This window comes from Plastoroseomonas arctica, from assembly GCF_018128965.1.
Lineage (GTDB): Bacteria > Pseudomonadota > Alphaproteobacteria > Acetobacterales > Acetobacteraceae > Plastoroseomonas > Plastoroseomonas arctica.
Map to the genome: position 1 here is coordinate 118625 of NZ_JAAEDH010000007.1, position 18987 is coordinate 137611.

Consider the following 18987-nt stretch of genomic DNA (forward strand, 5'->3'; position numbering starts at 1 on the left):
AATTTCCCCCAGACCCCCAATCTTCTATTTTTATCGATTGGTCCACGGCACTAGGCGATTCCGTGATCCAGGACGCCGATGCCCTCGACCGAGAGAGCCATCCGATCGCCGCTGCCCAGATAGCGCGGCGGCTTGCGGAAATGCCCGCTGCCGCTCGGCGTGCCGGTCGCGATCACGTCGCCCGTCCGCAACACCAGAAATCGCGACAGATATGCAATCAGCGCGGCCACCGAGAAGATCAGGTCGCGCGTATTCCCCTCCTGCACCACCTCCCCGTTCAGGCGGCACTCCAATCCAACCTGCCATGGCTCGCCGAATTCATCAGCCGTCACGATCCACGGACCTATCGGGCAGAACCCGTCGAGCCCCTTCGCGAAACTCGTCATGGGCAAGGGCTGGTCGAACTGGAACTCCCGCGCCGAGACATCATTCAGCACCGTATACCCCGCCACATGATCCAACGCCTGGCTCTCCATCACCCCCGACGCCTCGCGCCCGATGACGACCGCCAGCTCCACCTCCCAATCCGGCTTCGTCACCGAAGGCGGGATGTGCACCAGCGTCCCCGGCCCACACACCGAAGAAGACGGCTTGAGGAAGATCCGTGGCGCCTCCAGCTTCGGCCCACCGACCTCCGCCGCATGCGCCCCGTAGTTCCGCCCCACTCCCAGGATCTTTCCCGGCACCAGCGGCGCCAACAGGCCCGCGATTGGCCGCCGCAACGCCGCATTCTCCGGCCGTGCCGTGAAGGCCAGGGCCCGCGCGCAAGCCGTCATGGCCGCTTCGTCGTCCAGCAGCGCGACCATGTCCGTCGGCAACACCGCGGCCCCCTCGCCCGCCGCTGCATCCAGAGCCGCCTGCAACGGCACCAGCGCCTCGCCGAGGATGCCACACAGCCCAGCCTCCGTCCGCGCGAGCCTCACGCCGCAAGCGCCGCGTAGTCGAGGCTCGCCATCACCTGCACGCGGAGGATGAAGCGTGGCTCATCCTCCGCGTAATCGGCCACCGCGTTGTGGGTCGTGCCGATATTGTCCCACATCAGCACGTCGCCCTCGCTCCACAGGTGGCTGTAGAGAAAGCGCGCCTCGCTCTGGTGGCGGAACAGGAAGCCCAGCAGCGCGTCGCTCTCGGCGCGCTCCAGACCCTCGATGTGCATCGCGTAGCCGGGATTGCAGTACAGCACCCGCCGGCCGGTGACCGGATGCACCCGGAAGATGGGCTGGCGCACGGGCGGCTTGGCCGCCTTCTGCGCCTCGGTCAGCGCCTTGCGGATGCTGCCAGGCCGCGCGCGCATGACATCCCAGAACTTCTCGAAATCATGCACCGCGAAGCGACCCTCCAGCCGCTGCCGCACTTCCTCCGGCAGCGTGTCATAGGCGGCGTGCTGGTTGCGGAACTGCGTCGCCCCCAGCACCCGCCCGTCGCGCCGCGGCACGCGCTTCGCATGCAGCACGTTGGCTAGCGCGATGTCGTGCGAATAGCTCATATCGGTGTGCCAGCCCTGCCCCGCATCGGACAGGCCCACGGGCTTGCCCGCCGCATCCCGCTCATTGGACAGGATCATCACCTCGGGGTGGCCCGGCGCGTGGAACATGTTCGCGACGTTGACCTCGAGGTCGCCGAAGCGCGACCCGAAGGTGCTCACCGCCGGAGCGTCCAGATCCTGGTTCGGAAAGCACAGCACCCCGTAATGGCCCAGCGCGCGCAGCACATCGCGCCGCGCCGCGTCGCCCAGCGGCTGTGCGAGATCGATCCCCTCGACGCGCGCGCCGAGCCCGGCATTGTTCGGTGTGATCTCCATGGCCGTCCTCCTGTTCTTGGAGGGAAGGGTCTGCCGGCCACACTGCGCCGTCAACTGCGCCCGGAACCCTTGGAATCCTTGGCAAACAATCGACGTTTCGGTATGGAAATCCCATGCGCATCCTCCGGTCCCTCGCGTTCGCCCTCGCGCTCTGCGCGCCCGTCCTGCTGCCCGCCACGGTGCGCGCGCAAGGCACCACCCTGGCCGCCCCGCAGGCCGGGCTCGCCGCCCTCGCCGCCCGCCTTCGCGCGTTGGACGCGGATGGCCTGGACCCGCGCCACTACGCCATTCCCGAGGAGGCGCTGGCCACGTCCGACCCCACGCTCTACCGCGCCATGCTCGCCAATGCCGCCGACGCGGCCATGGTCGACCTGCTGCATGGCCGCGCGCGCGCCATCGGCGGCCGCCCCGACATCCGCCGCGACGCGACCGCGCACATGCTGGAACCCTGGCGCGCCGAGCTCGCCAGCACCGCCAACCCGGCCGCCACGCTCGAACGTGCGGCCCTGCACCACCCCGAGATCGCCCCGCTGCGCGCGGCCCTGGCCGAGGCGCGTGCCATCGTCGCCCGCGGCCCCGCCCAGGCCATCCCCACCGAGGGCCCGCACACCATCGAGCCCGGCAGCACCGACGCCCGCCGCATGCCCCTGCTGCGCGCCCGCCTCGCCATCGAGGAGCCGGCACTCGCCGCACTCCCCGCTCCGGACCCGGCGCTCTACGACGAGCCCCTCGTCGAGGCCGTCAAGCGCTGGCAGGCCCGCGAAGGCTATGAGGCCGATGGCCGCATCGGCCGCATCACCCTCGCCGCGCTGAACCGCCCGCTCGATAGCCGCGTGATGCAGCTGCGCGCCAATATCGACATGCGCCGCGGCCTGGCAGCGCCGGAGACGCATCGCCGCATTGAGGTGAACCTGCCGCACCAGCGCCTGCAGTTGCTCGAAGGCAGCACGCCCGTGCTGGACATGGCGGTCATCGTCGGCCGGCCCGATCGCGCCACGCCGCTGATGCGCGTGCGCATGAACGCGGTGCAGTTCAACCCGAGCTGGGGCGTGCCCGAGCGCAACGCGCGCCAGGACCTGCTGCCGCGCTTCCAGCGCGACCCGGCGGGGATGCAGGCGCGCGGCTTCCGCCTCTACGGCAATGTCGACGGCGTGCGGACGGTCGTGGACGCAACCACGGTCGATTGGACCGCGATGAACCGCAACAACTTCCCCTATTTCATCCGCCAGGACGCTGGTGACACGAATGCGCTCGGCCGCATCAAGTTCATCATGCCCAATGGCGAGGACATCTACATGCACGACACGCCGGACCGGCATCTGTTCCGCCGCCCGGACCGTGCCTTCTCCTCGGGCTGCATCCGGCTCGAACGGCCGATGGAAATGCTCGACGCCGCTCTGTCCGGCACGCCGGGCTGGGACCGGGCGCGGGCCCAGCGCGTGCTCGACAGCCGCGCGACGTCCGGCACTGCCATCACGCGGACCGTTCCGGTGGCGCTGATCTACACCACCGCGATCGTGAGGGATGGCGGGGTGGTGCTGCGCCACGATTTGTATAATCACGACGCGACCTACGTTCGTGCGATGGATGCCGCATCCACCCGCACCCGCACCGCGAGTCGTTGACCCTTATGCGTTTCATCGAAGCCTGCCCCTGCTGCGCCGACGCCCAGACCGACACCGCGCCCGCCCTGCCCCGCCGCGCCTGGCTGCGCGGCGCGGCTGGCCTGCTCACGCTGAGCGCCGCCGCCTGCGCACCCGACGCTTCCACCAGCCCCGGCCCGACCACGACCTCGGCCGGGGCGGATTCCTATCGCCGCGGCCGTGATCCCGGGCCGGCCTCGCTCGCCTCCGGCCCGCCGCGCAGCTTGCGCGTGCGCCGCGGTGCCACCGGCGACAGCTTCTCGGGCGTCTATTGGCAGAACGGCCGCTACGACCGCGAGGCGATGGCGAAGCTGAACGCCGTCTTCCGCGATCCTGGCCGCGACGAGGCGACACCGATGGACCCGCGCCTGTTCGACATCCTTGCGCGGCTGCACGGCGTCATCGGCAGCCAGGAACCCTACGAGCTGCTCAGCGGCTACCGCACGCCCGAGACCAACGCCGCCGGCGCAGCGCGCTCGCGCCGGGTCTCGCGCGTGTCGCTGCACATGTCCGGCATGGCCGCCGACGTGCGCCTCGCGGACCGGCCGCCGCTCGCCCTTGCGCGCCTGGCCGCCGAGCTGCAGACCGGCGGCATCGGGCTGTACAGCTCCGGCTTCGTCCACGTGGATTGCGGGCCGGCGCGGCGCTGGTAATGCGGCGCGCGCGGCAACCAATCACGTCCAGGGATTGCGCGGCTTTTCGCTGAAGGCGCCGGTCCATGGTGGGACGGTGGTCGCCGGCGCCGCCAGGTCATGGCCGCCGGCATAGCGCACCAGTGCGGCGACGCGCGCCGCGATCGGGGGATGCGTCGCGGTGAGCGAGGCGAGCCATCCCTGCCCCGGTGGATCGTCAAGGAACATCGCGCGCACTTGCCCGGGGATCGCCGGCATGGCGCTCTGCCCCTCGATCCGGCGCAGTGCGGCGATCATTCCGTCGGCGTCCTGCGTCAGCTCAACCGCACCAGCATCGGCGAGGAATTCCCGCCGCCGCGACAGCGCGAGCTGCAGCACGAAGCCCAGCCCCCAGGCGAAGGAGACCACCACGAAGCCGATGATCGTCGCCGCCATGCTGCCGCGCCGGTCGCCGCCACGGAACCGCATGCCGCGGAACAGCATCTGCGCCACCAGCGAGATCACCCCCGAGAACACCGCCGCGATCACCAGCAGCCGCGCATCGCCGTTGCGGATATGGGTCAGCTCATGCGCCAGCACGCCGCGCAGCTCGGCCTCGTCGAGTGCCTGCAGCAGGCCCCGCGTTACCGTCACGGCGCCCTTGTTGCGTGACAGGCCCGAGGCGAAGGCGTTGCGCTCCGGCGTCTCGATCACCGCCAGGCGCGGCATGGCGATCCCGCGCGAGATGCACAGCGCCTCGAGCGTGTTCCACAGCAGCGGCTCCTCGCTGCGGGTCACCCGGCGCGCGCCGGTGATACCGTCGATGATCGCTTGGTTCGCGACCCAGGCGATGGCGAACCAGATCAGCGCGCCGATGCAGGCGAACCCGAAGAAATACGGCCACTGCGCCGCCGAGGAGCGCAGTGCCGAGGCCAGCCCGCGCGGGTCGTCGTTGAAGATCAGCGCGAGCCCATAGGCCATGATCGCGAGCAGTACGGGAAAGCCGGCGAGCAGCAGGCCGGATTTCCACAGGTTGTTCCAGATATGCGTCCGCAGCCCGTAGGCGCCCACGACCCTGCCTCAGAACTTCACCGACGGCACGACCTGCACCGCGGCCTTGTCCGCCTCGCTCAATTCGAAGAAGCCGCGCTCCTTGAAGCCGACGGAATTCGCGAAGGCGACCGCAGGGATGCTCTCGCGCATGGCGTTGTATTCGGAGACGGCGTTGTTGAAGAAGCGCCGCGCCGCCGCGATCTTGTTCTCGAGGTCGGAAAGCTCGTTCTGCAGGCCGAGGAAGTTCGCATTGGCCTTGAGGTCGGGGTAGTTCTCGGCCAGCGCGAAGATCTGGCGGAGCGAGGCGTTCAGCGCGCCCTCGGCGACACCCGCCGCCGCCGGCCCATCGGCGCGCACCGCCGCGTTGCGCGCGGCGACCACCGCCTCAAGCGTGCCGCGTTCATGCGCGACATAGCCCTTCACCACCTCGACCAGGTTCGGCACCAGGTCGTGGCGCTGTTTGAGCTGCACGTCGACATCCGACCACGCCTGGTTGGTGACCTGGCGGAGCGAGACGAGGCGGTTATAGGCGAGGAAGAGCCACAGGATGATGGCGCCGACGACGCCAAGGACGATCCATTTCATGCGGGCACCTTGGGGATGATCCGCCAAGGCTAGAGCAATTCCTCACCGGATGACATTGCCCGCCTGTCGGTGCGCCGCCGCGGCATCGCCGCGCCAAACTGGGCGCGGGCCTCAGCCCTCGCGCGCAATGACGATCAGCGCGTCAAGCCGCTCGCAGATCGCGTCATTGACGGTGTTGAGCTGCAGCATCGGCACGACCTCGGCGTCGATTCGCTGTGCGGCGGCAGGGTTGGTCTGGATCAGGGCGGGCATCAGCTCTGCGAGAATGGCGACCTTCTGGCCGGCGATTTCCGTCGTGCATTCCGCCCGCGCCGCGCCGCAGGCCAGCAGCGCCACGACCAATGCCATCGAGGTTCGAATCATCGCCAAAGCTCCGTCCGGTCCGCCGAGAATCGGCTCCGAGAGCGCAACGATGACACGGCGCCGGCGCTGCAGCCAGCCGGCCGTCGCGGCGCCGTGATGACATTCGCGGGGCACCCTGAGAGGCTGCACCGCCGTGTTCCCGAGGTGCCCTGACTTTCCTACGCGCTCGCGACGCGGCCGCGCATCGCCTGCCAGCGCACCAGCCCCAGCGCCACGGCCAGCGCCGGCAGTAGCATCAGGTTCAGCATCGCCCAGCCCGCCTGGGCATGCAGTGCGCCCGAGAGGAAGGCAGTGCAGGCGACCGTGCCGAAGACGATGAAGTCGTTCGCCGCCTGTGCGCGCACCCGTTCCTCGGGCGCGTGGCTGGTGGCCAACAGCGCCGTCGCGCCCACGAACATGAAGTTCCACCCCAGCCCCAGCAGCGCCAGCGCCACCCCGAAATGGGCGAAGCTCGCACCCGCGACATTCGCCACCACGCACCCCGCCGTCAGTACCGCGCCGGCCACGATGATGGTGCGCACGCCGAAGCGCTGGATCAGCCGGCCGGTGAAGAAGCCAGGGGCGAACATCGCCAGCGCATGGATCTGGATGATCGTCGCCGAGGCATCAACGCCAAAGCCGCAGAACATCATCTCGATCGGTGTCGAGGTCATCACCAGGTTCATCGTGCCATAGGCGACGAGCCCCGCGCCGGCGGCCGCGATGAACGCCGGGCGCGCGATGATCTCGCCGATCGGGGTGCTGATCTTCGGCCGCGCGGGCGCGGGCGGCAGCTGGGCGAAGCTCAACAGCAGAAGGACCAGCGGCGGCAGGCAGGCGATGGTGAGATAGGTGCCGAGGAACAGCACGCCGCCCACCGCCTCGCGCGTGTGCTTGACCAGCTCGGGGCCCACCACCGCCGCGATGACTCCACCCGCCATCACCAGCGAGATGGCGCGCGCGCGGTAGTCCGGCCGCGCCACTTCGGCGGCGGCGAAACGGTAATGCTGGGCGATGCCGAAGCCGAGCCCCGCCGGCACCGCGCCCAGGCAATACAGCGCGAAATCGCCGCGCCACACGCCCGCGGCGAAGACCAGGGAGCCGACGATCGAACAGCACGCCCCAACCATGAAGCCGAACCGTCGCCCGAGCCGCGCGAACAGCATGCTGGCGGGGATGGAGGCGGCCATCACCGCCGTCATCTGCACCGCCATCGGCAAGGTCGCGAGCGTCTTGTCCTCGGCCAGAGTGTGCCCGATCAGCGCGCCCATCGCGACCTGGCCGACCATGGTCGAGTTCATCAGCGCCTGGCAGCAAAACAGCAGCCAAACGGTCACCCGGGAGTCCTGCGCCATGGCGTTAGAAGTGGCTCCATCCCCTGGTCGGCAGGTCGATCGCGCCCCCCGTTGCGTCGAGCAGCCTAACCCCCTGCTCCGCATCCACAACCCGCCCGATGCGCGTGACGGGCATGCCCAGCGCCAGCACCGCGGCGTCTTCGGGCGCGGTGAAGATCAGCTCGTAGTCGTCGCCGCCATGGAACGGGAGCAGCGCGTGCTCGCCCGCCGCCGCCGCGCGCGTGGGCTCGGAGAGCGGCACCAGCGCGGCCTCGATCACGCCGCCGACGCCGGATTCGCGGCAGATATGGCCAAAATCCTGCACCAGCCCGTCCGACACATCCATCGCCGCATGCGCCACACCGACCAGCGCCTGGCCGAGTGCGACGCGCGGTTCAGGCAGCCGGTAGCGGCCGGCCAGAAACCCGGCGTCATCCGCGACCTGCCCGCGAATGGCACGCAAGCCGAATGCGCCGTCGCCGATGGTCCCGCTCACCCACACGCCATCCCCTACCCGCGCACCACTGCGCCGCAAAGCACGGCCCGGCGCCACATGGCCGAGGATGGTCAGCGAGAGCGTCATCGGACCCGGTGTGGAGACGGTGTCGCCGCCCAGCAGCCCCACCGAGAAGAGCCCCTGGTCCAGCGCAAGACCCTCCGCGAAACGCGCGATCCAGCCATCGTCGATGCCCCTGGGGAAGGCAGTGGTCATGAGGTAGCCGAAGGGAGTCGCGCCCATGGCGGCTAGGTCGGACAGATTCACGCGCAGCAGCTTGCGACCCACCGTCTCCGGCGGGTCGTCGGGGAGGAAATGCACCCCGGCCACCATGGCGTCGGCGGCGATCACGAGCTCGCGGCCGAGCGGCGGTGCGAAAACCGCGGCGTCGTCGCGAAGGTCGAGCGCGCCAGGCGCCGCGAGCGGTCGGAAGTGGCGGTAGATCAGGGAGAATTCGGGCGGGATCGTCATGGCGACAGCATGGAGGACATGAATTTCCTCCACGCAACGCACTGCGTTGCGCCCATTCGTTCTTCTTTGAATGTTTGATGCACGTCGGACGGTGGCATCACCGCGGTGATGTCCGTGCTGGCTGCGCAGCCAGCACCAATGGCCAAAAACAAAAGAGAGGGGGTCTGGGGGAAATTCATTGCCCCCAGTCTTCTACGCCTTCGAAAATTCATCCGGTCGCAGCGCATGCGCCAGCGCATCCAGCACGCCATTCGCAAAGCGCGCCCCCTGCTCGTCCATGAAGCCGCGCGCGACATCCATGTACTCGTTGATCACCACGCGCGCCGGCGGCTCCTTGGGCGTCAGCATCTCCGCCGCAGCTGCGCGCAGCAACGCGCGCAGCACCGGGTCGAGGCGTTCCAGGGTCCATTCCTTTGCCAGGCGCTCGCGGATCAGTGCGTCCACCCGCGCGCCATCGGCGGCGGCGGCGCGCACGATCGCCGCGAACAGCGGGATCGTCGCCTCTGGCACGCGGCCATCCTCGTAGCCGCGATCCTCCAGCGGGCCGATGCGGTGACGGATGAACTGGTCCATCACCGCCTCGGCGCTCTCGCCATTCTGTTCGCTCTGGAACAACGCCTGCACCGCGGCGACGCGCGCCCCGGTGCGCGGACGGCTCACTGCAACCCCCACAGCCGCGCGAGCTTGATCTGGCCCACCACGGCGGCCGCACATTCGATGCCCTTGTTGTGCTGGTCATCGGCCGAACGCGCCTCGGCCTGGGCGAGCGTATCGACCGTCAGCAAGCCGAAACCGATCGGCGCGCCTGTCTCGGTCGAGATGTCCATGATCCCCTTGCACACCGCCTGGCAGATGAAGTCGTAATGGTCCGTCTCGCCCTTCACGACGCAGCCGAGCACGAGAAACCCATCCCATTGCGGCCCGTCCTCGACGCCCTGCGCTTCCAGCGCGAGGCGCAGCGCTGCCGGCAGTTCGAAGGCGCCGGCGACTTCCGCCACCTCGACCTCCGCGTTCAGCGGCGCCAGCGCGCGCTCTGCACCCAGGCGCATGCCCTCGACCACAGTGCGGTAATACGGCGCCTGGATCACCAGGATGCGCGGCGCGGCGCCCATCAGCGCCAGCGGCTTCGCCTCGCCCTCGGTCCTCATGCCGGATCTCCGACCGGGATGGGGCGCGTCTCGATCACGCTCAAGCCGTATCCCTCCAGCGCGATCAGCGGGCGCGGGTTGTTCGACAGGCGGATGATGTCGCTCAGGCCGAGATCGGCGAGGATCTGCGCGCCGATGCCGTGGTCACGGATGTTGGTCTGCATCACCTTGCGTTCGCGCCGCGCGCGCACCTGCTCCGACAGATGTGTGAGCTTCCATTCGCGCAGGATCACCACGACGCCGCGACCGGCCGCGTCGATCATGTGCATCGCGCCGTGCAGCTCGGCCACGCCGCGCCCGGCGATCTGGTCGTTTAGCAGCCCCGCCGCGTGCATGCGCACCAGAACCGGCCCTGGCCCGGACAGGTCGCCCTTGACCAGCGCGATATGCTCACCCTCCTCGACGGCCGAGGCATAGACGATCACCTGCCATTCGCCGCCGACCGCCTGCTCGATCACCCCTTCCTCGACGCGCTTGACCAGCCGCTCAGTCCGCCGCCGATGCGCGATGAGGTCCGCGATGGTGCCGAGCTTGAGGCCATGGTGCTGCGCGAAGGCGACCAGGTCGGGCATGCGCGCCATGGTGCCGTCATCGTTCATGATCTCGCAGATCACGCCCGAGGGGTTCAGCCCGGCGAGGCGCGCGAAATCCACCGCCGCCTCGGTGTGGCCGGCGCGCACCAGGGTGCCGCCTTCGCGCGCCACCAGCGGGAAGACGTGACCAGGCGTGACGATGTGCTCCGCGCCGAGGTCGGGGTTGATCGCGACCGCGACGGTGCGCGCGCGGTCGGCGGCGGAGATGCCGGTGGTGACGCCGTCGCGCGCCTCGATGCTGACTGTGAAGGCGGTGGAGTGCCGCGTGCCGTTCGCCTGCGCCATCAGCGGCAGGTTCAGCTGCTCGACGCGCGGCTTGGACATCGCGAGGCAGATCAGGCCGCGCGCATGCTTGGCCATGAAGTTGATCGCATCCGGTGTCGCGAACTGCGCCGGGATGACTAGGTCGCCCTCATTCTCGCGGTCCTCGTCATCGACCAGGATGAACATCTTCCCCGCGCGCGCTTCCTCGAGCAGCTCGGCGGTCGGCGTGATGAAATCCGCCAGGTTGGCCCGCGTGGTCTCGATGGAGGAATTCACGCTTCCGTCTCCCGCAGCCGCGCCACGTAGCGCGCGAGCATGTCGATCTCGATGTTGACGCGCGCGCCCGGCCGCAGCGTGCCGATCGTGGTCATCGCCGCGGTATGGGGAATGATATTGACCCCGAAGACCGCATCGTCAATTTCATTCACCGTCAGCGACACGCCCTCGATGGCGATGGAGCCCTTCGACGCGACGAACCGTTCCAGCCCCGGCGGCAGCCGGAAGCGCCAGCGCACGGACGCATTCTCCGCCTCGGCCGAAACAACCTCAGCCACGCCATCGACATGGCCCGAGACGATATGTCCGCCCAGCTCGTCGCCCACGCGCAGCGAGCGTTCGAGGTTCACCCGCGTGCCCGCGACCCAGGCCCCGATCGTGGTCTTGGACAGCGTCTCCGCTGAGGCGTCGATCGCGAATTCATCAGCGCCGATGCGCACCGCGGTGAAGCAGACGCCCGAGCAGGCGATGGAGGCGCCGATCACCACCGGCTGCGGCTCGGCCAGGAATTCGGGCGAGACGCCGATCACCACCCGCATGTCGTGACCGCCGCCGATCGGCTGCACTTCCCGCACCGTGCCCAGCGCCGTGATGATCCCGGTGAACATCGCCTCAGCCTCCCTCGCTCACGTATTCGGACAGCATATCGGCGCCCAAGGCCCGATGCGCCACCCGCAAAAACCGCGGCATCTCGGAAAGCCGCGCCAGCGGCAGCGGATAGGCGGCCGGCAGCCCATCCCCGCCCATCACGCCCGGCGCGTGGAACCAGGCGAGCCGGTCGACCAGGCCCTCCCGCACCAGGGCGGCGGCGATGCCGGCACCGCCCTCAGCCAGCACGCGGGTGACGCCGCGCCGGGCGAGCGCACGCAACAGCTCGCGCAGCAGCAGCCCGCCCTCGCCGCGCGCCACGGTCAGCACGTCCACCCCGGCTTCCTGGAATGGCGCCAGCGCGCTCGGCGGATGGCCAGGGACCGTGACCAGCCAGGTCGGGATATCACGCGCCGTCGCGACCAGCCGCGCCGTCGCTGGCATCCGCAGCCGCGCATCGGCGACCACGCGCAGGTCGGCCACCGGCTTGGTGCCCTCCAGCCGAGAGGTCAGCTCCGGATCATCCGACAGCACCGTCCCCGAGCCCACCAGCACCGCATCATGCGCGGCCCGCATCCGGTGCACGGCCCGGCGCGCCTCCGGCCCGGTGATCCAGCGGCTTTCGCCCGAGGCCGTCGCGATCCGGCCATCGAGCGTGGTCGCGAGCTTCAGCGTCACCATCGGCAGGCCCAGCCGCACGCGCTTGACGAAGCCCAAATTCAGCGCCTGCGCCTCGGCCTCGCACAGCCTTTCCTCCACCGCGATGCCCGCCTCGCGCAGGCGCGTGAAACCGCGCCCATCCACCCGCGCATCGGGGTCCCGCATCGCGCACACCACCCGCGCAACGCCGGCGCGCACCAGCGCATCGCAGCAGGGTGGCGTGCGGCCGAAATGCGAGCACGGCTCCAGCGTCACATAGGCCGTGGCCCCGCGCGCGAGATCACCCGCGCGGCGCAGCGCCTCCGTCTCCGCATGCGGCCGTCCGCCCGGCTGCGTCCAGCCGCGCCCGACGACCCGCCCGTCCCGCACGATCACACAGCCCACCGCGGGGTTCGGCCAGGTATTGCCCAGACCCCGACGCGCCAGGGCGAGCGCCGCCCGCATATGGAGACCATCATCCATGCGCTTCTCTACCCGGTCACATCGCCGCCCGGCAGGGGGTGCTCAGCGGAACAGCCTTGCGAGCCGCGCGACATTGAGCAGCGACATCAGCGCCGATGCCACATAGGTGAGTGCGGCCGCACGCAGCACCGACCGCGCGGCGGGCATGTCCTTCTCGGAGATGTAGCCGGTCGCCAACGCCGGCAGCGCGCGCCGCCAGCTTGCATCGAGCTCCACCGGCAGGGTCACCAGGTGCACCGCGACGGACAGCGCCATCATGCCCACCAGCAGCGCACCCTCCGCCAGCACGATCACCGGTGCGCGCAACGCGATTGCGCCGAGCCCGCCCACCAGAAACAGCACATCCACCACCCGCTGCACCGGGATCAGCACCCGAACCAGCCGGATGCGCCAGCCGAACGCCGGCATTCCATCCCGGTGCTGCACCGCATGCCCGACCTCATGCGCGGCGACCGCCACCGCGGTGACCGATCGGCCGTTGAAATGCGCCTCTCCGAGCCGTACCACCCGGTCCACCGGATCGTAATGGTCGCCCTTGTCTGTAAGCTCCACCGGCACCTGGTTGAGCCCGGCCTCATCGAGCAGGTGCCGCGCCAGCTCGCCGCCCGTGCCGGGGAAATCCGCCCGCTCCGCGCCGTGCCGCGCCATCGTCCAGCGCACATACAGCATCGGCCCGAACACCAGCAGCAACAGCAGCGCCGCGCCGACGACGTAAGGCACGACTCAGCCCTTGCCGGGCTTGCCGAGCTCGCCGAGAAAGCTCTGGAAATCCTTGGCCTCATTGAAATTGCGGTACACGCTCGCGAACCGCACGTACCCCACCTGGTCCACGCCGCGCAGCGTCTCCATCACGATCTCGCCGATCTGGCGCGAATTCACCTCCGCCTCCATCTCGGTCTCCAACCGGCGCTGGATCCCAGTCACCAGGCGCTCGATACGGTCCTCCTCGACCGGGCGCTTGCGCAGCGCGACACGGATGGAGCGCGACAACTTCTCCCGGTCGAACGGCACCCGGCGGCCATCGGTCTTGATCACCGTGATGTCGCGCAGCTGCACACGTTCGAAAGTGGTAAAGCGGCTGCTGCACGAGGCACAGAAACGGCGGCGGCGGATAGCGGCGCTGTCCTCGGCAGGGCGGCTGTCTTTCACCTGGGTGTCTTCGACGCCGCAGAACGGGCACTTCATGAAGGAAGCAGGCCGGGGAAAAGAATTTCCCCGGACCCCTTTCCTTTATTCTTGGCTAAGGGCACCGGCCCCATCAGGCGGGATAGATCGGGAAGCGTGAGCACAGGGCCAGCACGCGGGCGCGGACCGCGTCTTCGACGGCGGTGTTGCCGGACGCGTCGTTCGCGCGGGACAGTCCATCCAGCACCTCGCCGATCAACGCGCCGACCTCGCGGAACTCCGCCTCGCCAAAACCACGCGTCGTCGCGGCCGGCGAACCTAGGCGCACGCCTGAGGTGACCATCGGCTTCTCAGGGTCGAACGGAATCGCATTCTTGTTGCAGGTCAGATGCGCGCGGTTCAGCGCCGCCTCGCCGGCCTTGCCGGTCACACGCTTGGGCCGCAGATCCACCAGCATCAGGTGATTATCCGTACCCCCCGTGACGATATCCAGCCCCTGCTCCTGCAGGGACGCGGCAAGCGCCTGCGCATTCTTGACCACCTGCCGCGAATAGGCTCGGAACTCCGGCTTCAGCGCCTCCCCGAAGGCCACCGCCTTGGCCGCGATCACATGCATCAATGGGCCGCCCTGCAATCCCGGGAACACCGCCGAGTTGAACTTCTTGGCCAGCGCCTCGTCATTGGTGAGGATCATCCCGCCCCGCGGGCCGCGCAGTGTCTTGTGCGTCGTGGTCGTCACCACATGCGCATGCGGCAAAGGCGACGGATGCGCCCCCCCCGCCACCAACCCCGCGAAATGCGCCATGTCGACCATGAAATACGCACCGACCTCATCGGCGATCGCGCGGAACCGCGCGAAATCCCACACCCGCGAATAGGCGGACCCACCGGCGATGATCAGCTTCGGCCGGCTCTCCCGCGCGATGCGCGCGACCTCGTCCATGTCGATGATGCTGTCCTCGCGGCGCACCGTGTAGGGAACCACCTTGAACCACTTGCCCGACTGGTTCGCCGGCGCGCCATGGGTCAGGTGCCCACCCGCCGCCAGGTCCAATCCCATGAAGGTGTCGCCCGGCTGCAGCAGGGCGAGGAACACCGCCTGGTTCGCCTGCGCCCCGCTATGCGGCTGCACATTCGCGAACCCGCAGCCGAACAGCGCGCAGGCCCGCTCGATGGCCAGGGTCTCCGCGATATCCACCGCCTCGCACCCGCCGTAATAGCGCCGCCCCGGATACCCCTCCGCATACTTGTTCGTCAGCACCGAGCCCTGCGCCTCCAGCACCGCCCGACTGACGATGTTCTCAGACGCGATCAGCTCCACCCCATCCTGCTGGCGCGCCATCTCCTGGCCCACGGCGGCGAAGATCGCGGGGTCGGTCTCCGACAGCGAGGCCTGGAAGAAGCGCGCATGGGTGAAGGCGGGGGTCTGCTCGTTCATCGTGTTTCGGTCCATTCAGGGCTCAGCTTGACGACGCGCTGCGAATGGCGGCCGCCGGCATAGGGTGTTGCCAGAAATACCCGCAGCGCCTCCAGCGCCACCTCGGTCCCGATCATGCGGGCGCCCAGGGCGATGATATTGGCGTCGTTATGCTCTCGCGCCAGTCGCGCGCCGGTGGCGTCTTGCACCAGGGCACAGCGGATGGCCGGGTTCCGGTTGGCCGCGATGGAGATGCCGATCCCCGACCCGCAGACCAGCACGCCAAGCCGCGCCCGGCCGGAGGCAACCGCATTCGCCACAGCCACCCCGAAATCCGGGTAGTCGACGCTGTCCGGCCCATGCGTGCCGAGGTCCAGCACCGGCCCATCCACCGCCTCGCGCAGCAGGTCCTTGAGCGCGACGCCGGCATGGTCCGCGCCAAACGCGATCGGGAGACTCGTGTCCATGCGCGGGTTTATCACGCGGCGGCCGCCCGGGACAAAGCCTGCTTGGGCGGGTCTGCCCCCTACGGCGCGGGAGCCAGCCCCGCGATGAAGGCCGGCACGATCGCATGCACCGCCTCGCGCGCCGCCGGGTTGGGGCCGATCGTGGCCACGCCCCCGCCCCGCGCCGTGAAGGCCAGCCCGGTCATCTGCCGCACCTCGCCCGTGGGCGCGTCGAAGCCGTGATGCGCGCCGGGAAACACCTGGACCCGCACCCGCGCCGGATCGCGCGCCGCCAGCGCCTCGCAATGCCGCGCGGGGGTCCAGTCATCCTCGGCGCCGAGCAGCATGATCATCGGCACGTTGGGCTGCCAGCCGCCCACCTGGCGCAGCCGGTAGCAGCCCGGATAGAAGCCGATCACGCCGCGGATCAGCCCCGGCGGCGACCCGGCCGCGGCCGCCGTCACAGTCGACCCGCCATGCGACCAGCCCAGCAGCACCACACCCCCTGGCGCCGCCCAGGGCTGAGCGGCCGCCCAGGCCGCGGCCGCATGGGCATCGGCGCGGCGGATGGTCTCGGCCTCGATCCCCACGCTGCCGCCCCGGCAGGCCTCGGTGCGCCCGCGGCTGCCAAAGCTGTCCACGAACAGCACGGGGTGGCCGAGCGCGTGCAGCCTGTCCGCCCAGTCCCGCTCTCGCGAGGGCAGACGGATGCCGCGTTCCGGCCCACCAATCCCGCCGCAGCCATGGAAAGCCAGCACCGGTACGCCGCGACGGCCATCCTCCACCGGCACCAGCCGGGCGCGGAGCTGCACGCCCTCAGGCCCCGGGATCATCATGTCGCCGGCCCCGAGGGTGATCGGTCCCTGCGCCTCGGCCGCGCACCCGGACAGCAGCAGCATCGCCAGGATCAGGCCGCGCATGGTCAATTCCTCTCCCGTCCGGTGCGATCACGTGCCATTGCACGCGACGCTTGGCGCTCCGCGCGCCGCCGCCTAGCATCGCCCGCAAACGAGCGGAGAGAAACCCATGTCCACCAACCCGGAAACCCAGGTTCTCCATGCCGGCTGGCGCGCCGACCCCTCCACGGGCTCCGTCGCCGTTCCCATCCACCAGACCACAAGCTTCCAGTTCCAGGACACGGGCCACGCGGAGCGCCTGTTCGGCCTGGCCGAGATGGGATTCATCTACTCCCGCATCATGAACCCCACGGTCGATGTGCTGGAGAAGCGCATCGCCGCGCTCGAGGGTGGCGTCGCGGCGCTCGCGCTGGGCTCGGGCCAGGCGGCCACGGCCTTCTCGATCCTCACGCTCACCCAGCCTGGCGACAACATCGTCAGCTCGACCGACCTCTACGGCGGCACCTGGAACCTGTTCGCCAACACGCTCAAGCAGATGGGGGTCGAGGTCCGCTTCGTGGACCCGGCCGACCCCGAAGGCTTCGCCCGCGCCACCGACGCCCGCACCCGCGCCTGGTATGCCGAGACCCTGCCCAACCCGAAGCTGCAGGTCTTCCCCATCGCCGAGGTCGCGGCCATTGGCCGCAAGCTCGGCATCCCGCTGATCATGGACAACACCGCTGCGCCCATCCTGTGCAAGCCGCTGGAACTCGGCGCCGCCGTGGTCATGCACTCCACCACCAAGTTCATCGGCGGCCACGGCACCTCGATCGGCGGCATCATCGTCGATGGCGGCAATTTCGACTGGGAGGCCGGCGGCGACCGCTTCCCCACCCTCAACCAGCCCGACCCGAGCTATCACGGCGCCGTCTGGACGCAGGCGGTGAAGCCGCTCGGTCCCATCGCCTATATCATCCGCACCCGCACCTGCATCCTGCGCGACCTCGGCGCGCCGATGGCCCCGTTCAACGCCTTCCTCACCCTCCAGGGCCTCGAGACGCTGCCGCTGCGCATGGAACGGCACTGCGCGAATGCGCTGCGCGTCGCCGCCTTCCTGTCCTCGCACCCGGCGGTGGAGCGGGTCATCCACCCCTCGGTCCAGACCGGGGAGGCCAAGCGCCGCGCGGACGCCGCGCTGCGCGGTGGCTATGGTTCGCTGATGGGCTTCGAGCTGAAGGCGGGTGCCTCGGCCGGCCGCGCCTTCATCGAGGCGCTGCAGCTGTTCTACCACGTGGCCAATATCGGCGACGCCCGCAGCCTGGCCATTCACCCGGCCACCACCACGCACAGCCAGCTGGAGCCGGCCGAACAACTGGCTTCGGGCGTGACGCCGGGCTATGTGAGGCTGTCGATCGGCATCGAGCATATCGACGACATCCTGGCCGATCTCTCCCAGGCGCTCGATGCAGCAACCAGGGCCTGACGCATGAGCACACCCAGCTTTCCCGGCACCCGCCTGCGCCGCAACCGCACGGATGCCTGGACCCGCCGCCTCACCGCCGAAAACGTGCTCTCCACCGGCGACCTGATCTGGCCGATCTTCATCATGGATGGCGAAAACACGATTTCGGCCGTGCCCTCCATGCCCGGCGTCTCGCGCGTCACGCTCGACCGACTCGTGGGCCATGTGGAGCACGCGGCGAAGCTCGGCATCCCCGCGCTGGCCTTGTTCCCGATGACCCCGCCCTCGCTCAAGGACGCCGAAGGCACAGAGGCCAAGAACCCCGAAAACCTGATCTGTCGCGCCGCCCGCCTGCTCAAGCGCGAATTCCCCGACTTCGGGCTGGTGGGCGACGTCGCACTCGACCCCTACACCGACCACGGCCATGACGGCGTGATCCGCGGCGACTACGTCGCCAACGACGACACGCTGGAGATCCTGCAGATCCAGTCCGTCATCCAGGCCGAAGCCGGCATCGACATCATCGCGCCGTCGGACATGATGGATGGCCGCGTCGCCCGCATCCGTGCCGCGCTGGACGCGAAGGGCCTCATCCACACCCGCATCATGTCTTACGCTGCCAAATACGCGTCCGCCTTCTACGGACCGTTCCGTGACGCGGTGGGATCGGGCAAGGCGCTGCGCGGGGACAAGAAGACCTACCAGATGGACCCGGCCAATTCGGACGAGGCGCTGCGCGAGGTGGCGATGGACATCGCCGAGGGCGCGGACATGGTCATGGTCAAGCCGGGCATGCCCTATCTCGACATCATCCGCCGCGTCCACGACACCTTCAAGGTGCCCACCTTCGCCTACCAGGTGTCCGGCGAATACGCGATGATTGCGGGGGCCGCCGACCGCGGCTGGATCGACCGCGAGCGCGCCATGATGGAAAGCCTGCTCGCCTTCAAGCGCGCGGGCTGCGCCGGCGTGCTCACCTATTTCGCCGTGGAGGCAGCCGAGGTTCTCCGCCGTGGCTAGCCTCATCGAGGAGGAGGAGCGCAGGCGCGGGCGCAACATGCGCCCGGGTTTCACGCGCCCCTGGGAGCCGGCGATGTCCGCCGGCGACCCGCGCGACATCGACGCGCTGCGCGCCCAGCGCGCCGAGGTCGATGCCATGCTTGGCTTTCGCTATGCCGAGGACGCGCACCAGAAGGCGCGCGCATGGTGGCGCCTGGTGCAGGCGCGGCGCGCGCGCAGCGCGATCCAGGTGACCGAGTTGCCGCCACTGCCCGCACCGCCGCCGGGCGCTCTCACCTTTGCGCAGAAGATCCTCGCGCGGTTCGGCCGCTTCCGCCCCGAACGGGCGACGGTGCCGCCCTACCTCCGCTGAGA

At 69.6% G+C, this 18987-nt stretch carries 22 protein-coding genes; 5 read left to right on the forward strand and 17 right to left on the reverse strand.

The window, feature by feature from the left end; translation table 11 throughout:
• Positions 1-50 precede the first annotated feature (50 nt).
• Together GXW79_RS08215 and GXW79_RS08220 are read right to left on the reverse strand one after the other, a co-directional pair.
• Positions 51-923, reverse strand: a complete 873-nt coding sequence (locus GXW79_RS08215; protein ID WP_211873890.1) for a fumarylacetoacetate hydrolase family protein — start codon at positions 921-923, stop codon at positions 51-53.
• The gene (locus tag GXW79_RS08220) at positions 920-1801 is read right to left on the reverse strand and encodes a TauD/TfdA dioxygenase family protein (protein ID WP_211873891.1); all 882 of its coding nucleotides are present in this window, start codon (positions 1799-1801) and stop codon (positions 920-922) included. Before GXW79_RS08220 ends, GXW79_RS08215 begins: the two co-directional genes overlap by 4 nt.
• A 113-nt stretch (positions 1802-1914) precedes the next feature.
• On the opposite strand from GXW79_RS08220, the gene GXW79_RS08225 reads away from it, so the two are divergent.
• Positions 1915-3426 (forward strand): L,D-transpeptidase family protein, encoded by a 1512-nt coding sequence (locus GXW79_RS08225; protein WP_211873892.1) that lies wholly within the window; start codon positions 1915-1917, stop codon positions 3424-3426.
• A 5-nt stretch (positions 3427-3431) separates the two neighbouring features.
• Positions 3432-4097, forward strand: coding sequence for a DUF882 domain-containing protein (locus GXW79_RS08230; RefSeq protein WP_211873893.1), 666 nt, complete (start codon positions 3432-3434; stop codon positions 4095-4097).
• A gap of 21 nt (positions 4098-4118) precedes the next feature.
• Here GXW79_RS08230 and GXW79_RS08235 read toward each other — a convergent pair whose 3' ends face one another.
• From GXW79_RS08235 to GXW79_RS08305, 15 genes are all read right to left on the reverse strand, one after another.
• On the reverse strand, positions 4119-5126 hold the full coding sequence (locus tag GXW79_RS08235; RefSeq protein WP_211873894.1) for a M48 family metallopeptidase: 1008 nt from the start codon (positions 5124-5126) through the stop codon (positions 4119-4121).
• Positions 5127-5135: 9 nt separating this feature from the next.
• Positions 5136-5693 carry a LemA family protein gene (locus GXW79_RS08240; protein ID WP_211873895.1) on the reverse strand — a complete coding sequence of 186 codons (558 nt, stop codon included), beginning with the start codon at positions 5691-5693 and terminating at the stop codon, positions 5136-5138.
• 111 nt (positions 5694-5804) lie between these two features.
• A complete protein-coding gene (locus tag GXW79_RS08245; RefSeq protein WP_211873896.1) occupies positions 5805-6041 on the reverse strand; it encodes a hypothetical protein in 237 nt (78 codons plus the stop codon).
• A gap of 173 nt (positions 6042-6214) precedes the next feature.
• Complete coding sequence (locus GXW79_RS08250; RefSeq protein ID WP_367614840.1) at positions 6215-7372, reverse strand: MFS transporter; 1158 nt, start codon at positions 7370-7372, stop codon at positions 6215-6217.
• Between the two features lie 22 nt (positions 7373-7394).
• A complete protein-coding gene (gene thiL, locus GXW79_RS08255) occupies positions 7395-8336 on the reverse strand; it encodes a thiamine-phosphate kinase (RefSeq protein ID WP_211873898.1) in 942 nt (313 codons plus the stop codon).
• Positions 8337-8528: 192 nt separating this feature from the next.
• Positions 8529-9050, reverse strand: a complete 522-nt coding sequence (nusB, locus tag GXW79_RS08260) for a transcription antitermination factor NusB (RefSeq protein ID WP_211873899.1) — start codon at positions 9048-9050, stop codon at positions 8529-8531.
• Positions 8993-9484: a 6,7-dimethyl-8-ribityllumazine synthase gene (ribH, locus tag GXW79_RS08265; RefSeq protein WP_211873900.1), complete on the reverse strand. Its 492-nt coding sequence runs from the start codon at positions 9482-9484 to the stop codon at positions 8993-8995. The genes nusB and ribH overlap by 58 nt, the downstream gene beginning before the upstream one ends.
• Positions 9481-10617, reverse strand: coding sequence for a 3,4-dihydroxy-2-butanone-4-phosphate synthase (ribB, locus tag GXW79_RS08270; protein WP_367614842.1), 1137 nt, complete (start codon positions 10615-10617; stop codon positions 9481-9483). Before ribB ends, ribH begins: the two co-directional genes overlap by 4 nt.
• Complete coding sequence (locus GXW79_RS08275) at positions 10614-11225, reverse strand: riboflavin synthase (protein WP_211873901.1); 612 nt, start codon at positions 11223-11225, stop codon at positions 10614-10616. Before GXW79_RS08275 ends, ribB begins: the two co-directional genes overlap by 4 nt.
• A 4-nt stretch (positions 11226-11229) precedes the next feature.
• Complete coding sequence (gene ribD / locus GXW79_RS08280; RefSeq protein ID WP_246503817.1) at positions 11230-12327, reverse strand: bifunctional diaminohydroxyphosphoribosylaminopyrimidine deaminase/5-amino-6-(5-phosphoribosylamino)uracil reductase RibD; 1098 nt, start codon at positions 12325-12327, stop codon at positions 11230-11232.
• Between the two features lie 42 nt (positions 12328-12369).
• On the reverse strand, positions 12370-13047 hold the full coding sequence (locus GXW79_RS08285; RefSeq protein ID WP_211873902.1) for a zinc metallopeptidase: 678 nt from the start codon (positions 13045-13047) through the stop codon (positions 12370-12372).
• A gap of 3 nt (positions 13048-13050) precedes the next feature.
• Positions 13051-13512, reverse strand: a complete 462-nt coding sequence (nrdR, locus tag GXW79_RS08290) for a transcriptional regulator NrdR (protein WP_211873903.1) — start codon at positions 13510-13512, stop codon at positions 13051-13053.
• Between the two features lie 73 nt (positions 13513-13585).
• Positions 13586-14890, reverse strand: coding sequence for a serine hydroxymethyltransferase (gene glyA / locus GXW79_RS08295; RefSeq protein WP_211873904.1), 1305 nt, complete (start codon positions 14888-14890; stop codon positions 13586-13588).
• Entirely contained in the window at positions 14887-15336 is a 450-nt protein-coding gene (gene rpiB / locus GXW79_RS08300) for a ribose 5-phosphate isomerase B (RefSeq protein WP_211873905.1), read from the reverse strand. The genes glyA and rpiB overlap by 4 nt, the downstream gene beginning before the upstream one ends.
• Before the next feature lie 59 nt (positions 15337-15395).
• A complete protein-coding gene (locus GXW79_RS08305; protein ID WP_211873906.1) occupies positions 15396-16235 on the reverse strand; it encodes a dienelactone hydrolase family protein in 840 nt (279 codons plus the stop codon).
• A 106-nt stretch (positions 16236-16341) separates the two neighbouring features.
• Between GXW79_RS08305 and GXW79_RS08310 the strand changes: the two genes are divergently transcribed.
• Genes GXW79_RS08310 through GXW79_RS08320 form a run of 3 tightly spaced genes read left to right on the forward strand, consistent with a single transcriptional unit; the run spans position 16342 to position 18985 of the window.
• A complete protein-coding gene (locus GXW79_RS08310; RefSeq protein ID WP_211873907.1) occupies positions 16342-17634 on the forward strand; it encodes an O-acetylhomoserine aminocarboxypropyltransferase/cysteine synthase family protein in 1293 nt (430 codons plus the stop codon).
• 3 nt (positions 17635-17637) lie between these two features.
• Positions 17638-18633, forward strand: a complete 996-nt coding sequence (hemB, locus tag GXW79_RS08315) for a porphobilinogen synthase (protein ID WP_211873908.1) — start codon at positions 17638-17640, stop codon at positions 18631-18633.
• Positions 18626-18985, forward strand: coding sequence for a hypothetical protein (locus GXW79_RS08320; protein WP_211873909.1), 360 nt, complete (start codon positions 18626-18628; stop codon positions 18983-18985). The genes hemB and GXW79_RS08320 overlap by 8 nt, the downstream gene beginning before the upstream one ends.
• Positions 18986-18987: the final 2 nt, after the last annotated feature.

Bases quoted from the DNA above. Each gene is read 5' to 3' on its own strand.
- GXW79_RS08220 (WP_211873891.1), bottom strand. From the start codon at position 1,801: ATGGAGATCACACCGAACAATGCCGGGCTCGGCGCGCGCGTCGAGGGG.
- GXW79_RS08225 (WP_211873892.1), top strand. From the start codon at position 1,915: ATGCGCATCCTCCGGTCCCTCGCGTTCGCCCTCGCGCTCTGCGCGCCC.
- GXW79_RS08230 (WP_211873893.1), top strand. From the start codon at position 3,432: ATGCGTTTCATCGAAGCCTGCCCCTGCTGCGCCGACGCCCAGACCGAC.
- GXW79_RS08240 (WP_211873895.1), bottom strand. From the start codon at position 5,693: ATGAAATGGATCGTCCTTGGCGTCGTCGGCGCCATCATCCTGTGGCTC.
- GXW79_RS08245 (WP_211873896.1), bottom strand. From the start codon at position 6,041: ATGGCATTGGTCGTGGCGCTGCTGGCCTGCGGCGCGGCGCGGGCGGAA.
- thiL (WP_211873898.1), bottom strand. From the start codon at position 8,336: ATGACGATCCCGCCCGAATTCTCCCTGATCTACCGCCACTTCCGACCG.
- nusB (WP_211873899.1), bottom strand. From the start codon at position 9,050: ATGTGCGGCCGCCGTGGTGGGCCAGATCAAGCTCGCGCGGCTGTGGGG.
- ribH (WP_211873900.1), bottom strand. From the start codon at position 9,484: ATGAGGACCGAGGGCGAGGCGAAGCCGCTGGCGCTGATGGGCGCCGCG.
- GXW79_RS08275 (WP_211873901.1), bottom strand. From the start codon at position 11,225: ATGTTCACCGGGATCATCACGGCGCTGGGCACGGTGCGGGAAGTGCAG.
- ribD (WP_246503817.1), bottom strand. From the start codon at position 12,327: ATGGATGATGGTCTCCATATGCGGGCGGCGCTCGCCCTGGCGCGTCGG.
- nrdR (WP_211873903.1), bottom strand. From the start codon at position 13,512: ATGAAGTGCCCGTTCTGCGGCGTCGAAGACACCCAGGTGAAAGACAGC.
- glyA (WP_211873904.1), bottom strand. From the start codon at position 14,890: ATGAACGAGCAGACCCCCGCCTTCACCCATGCGCGCTTCTTCCAGGCC.
- rpiB (WP_211873905.1), bottom strand. From the start codon at position 15,336: ATGGACACGAGTCTCCCGATCGCGTTTGGCGCGGACCATGCCGGCGTC.
- GXW79_RS08305 (WP_211873906.1), bottom strand. From the start codon at position 16,235: ATGCGCGGCCTGATCCTGGCGATGCTGCTGCTGTCCGGGTGCGCGGCC.
- GXW79_RS08310 (WP_211873907.1), top strand. From the start codon at position 16,342: ATGTCCACCAACCCGGAAACCCAGGTTCTCCATGCCGGCTGGCGCGCC.
- hemB (WP_211873908.1), top strand. From the start codon at position 17,638: ATGAGCACACCCAGCTTTCCCGGCACCCGCCTGCGCCGCAACCGCACG.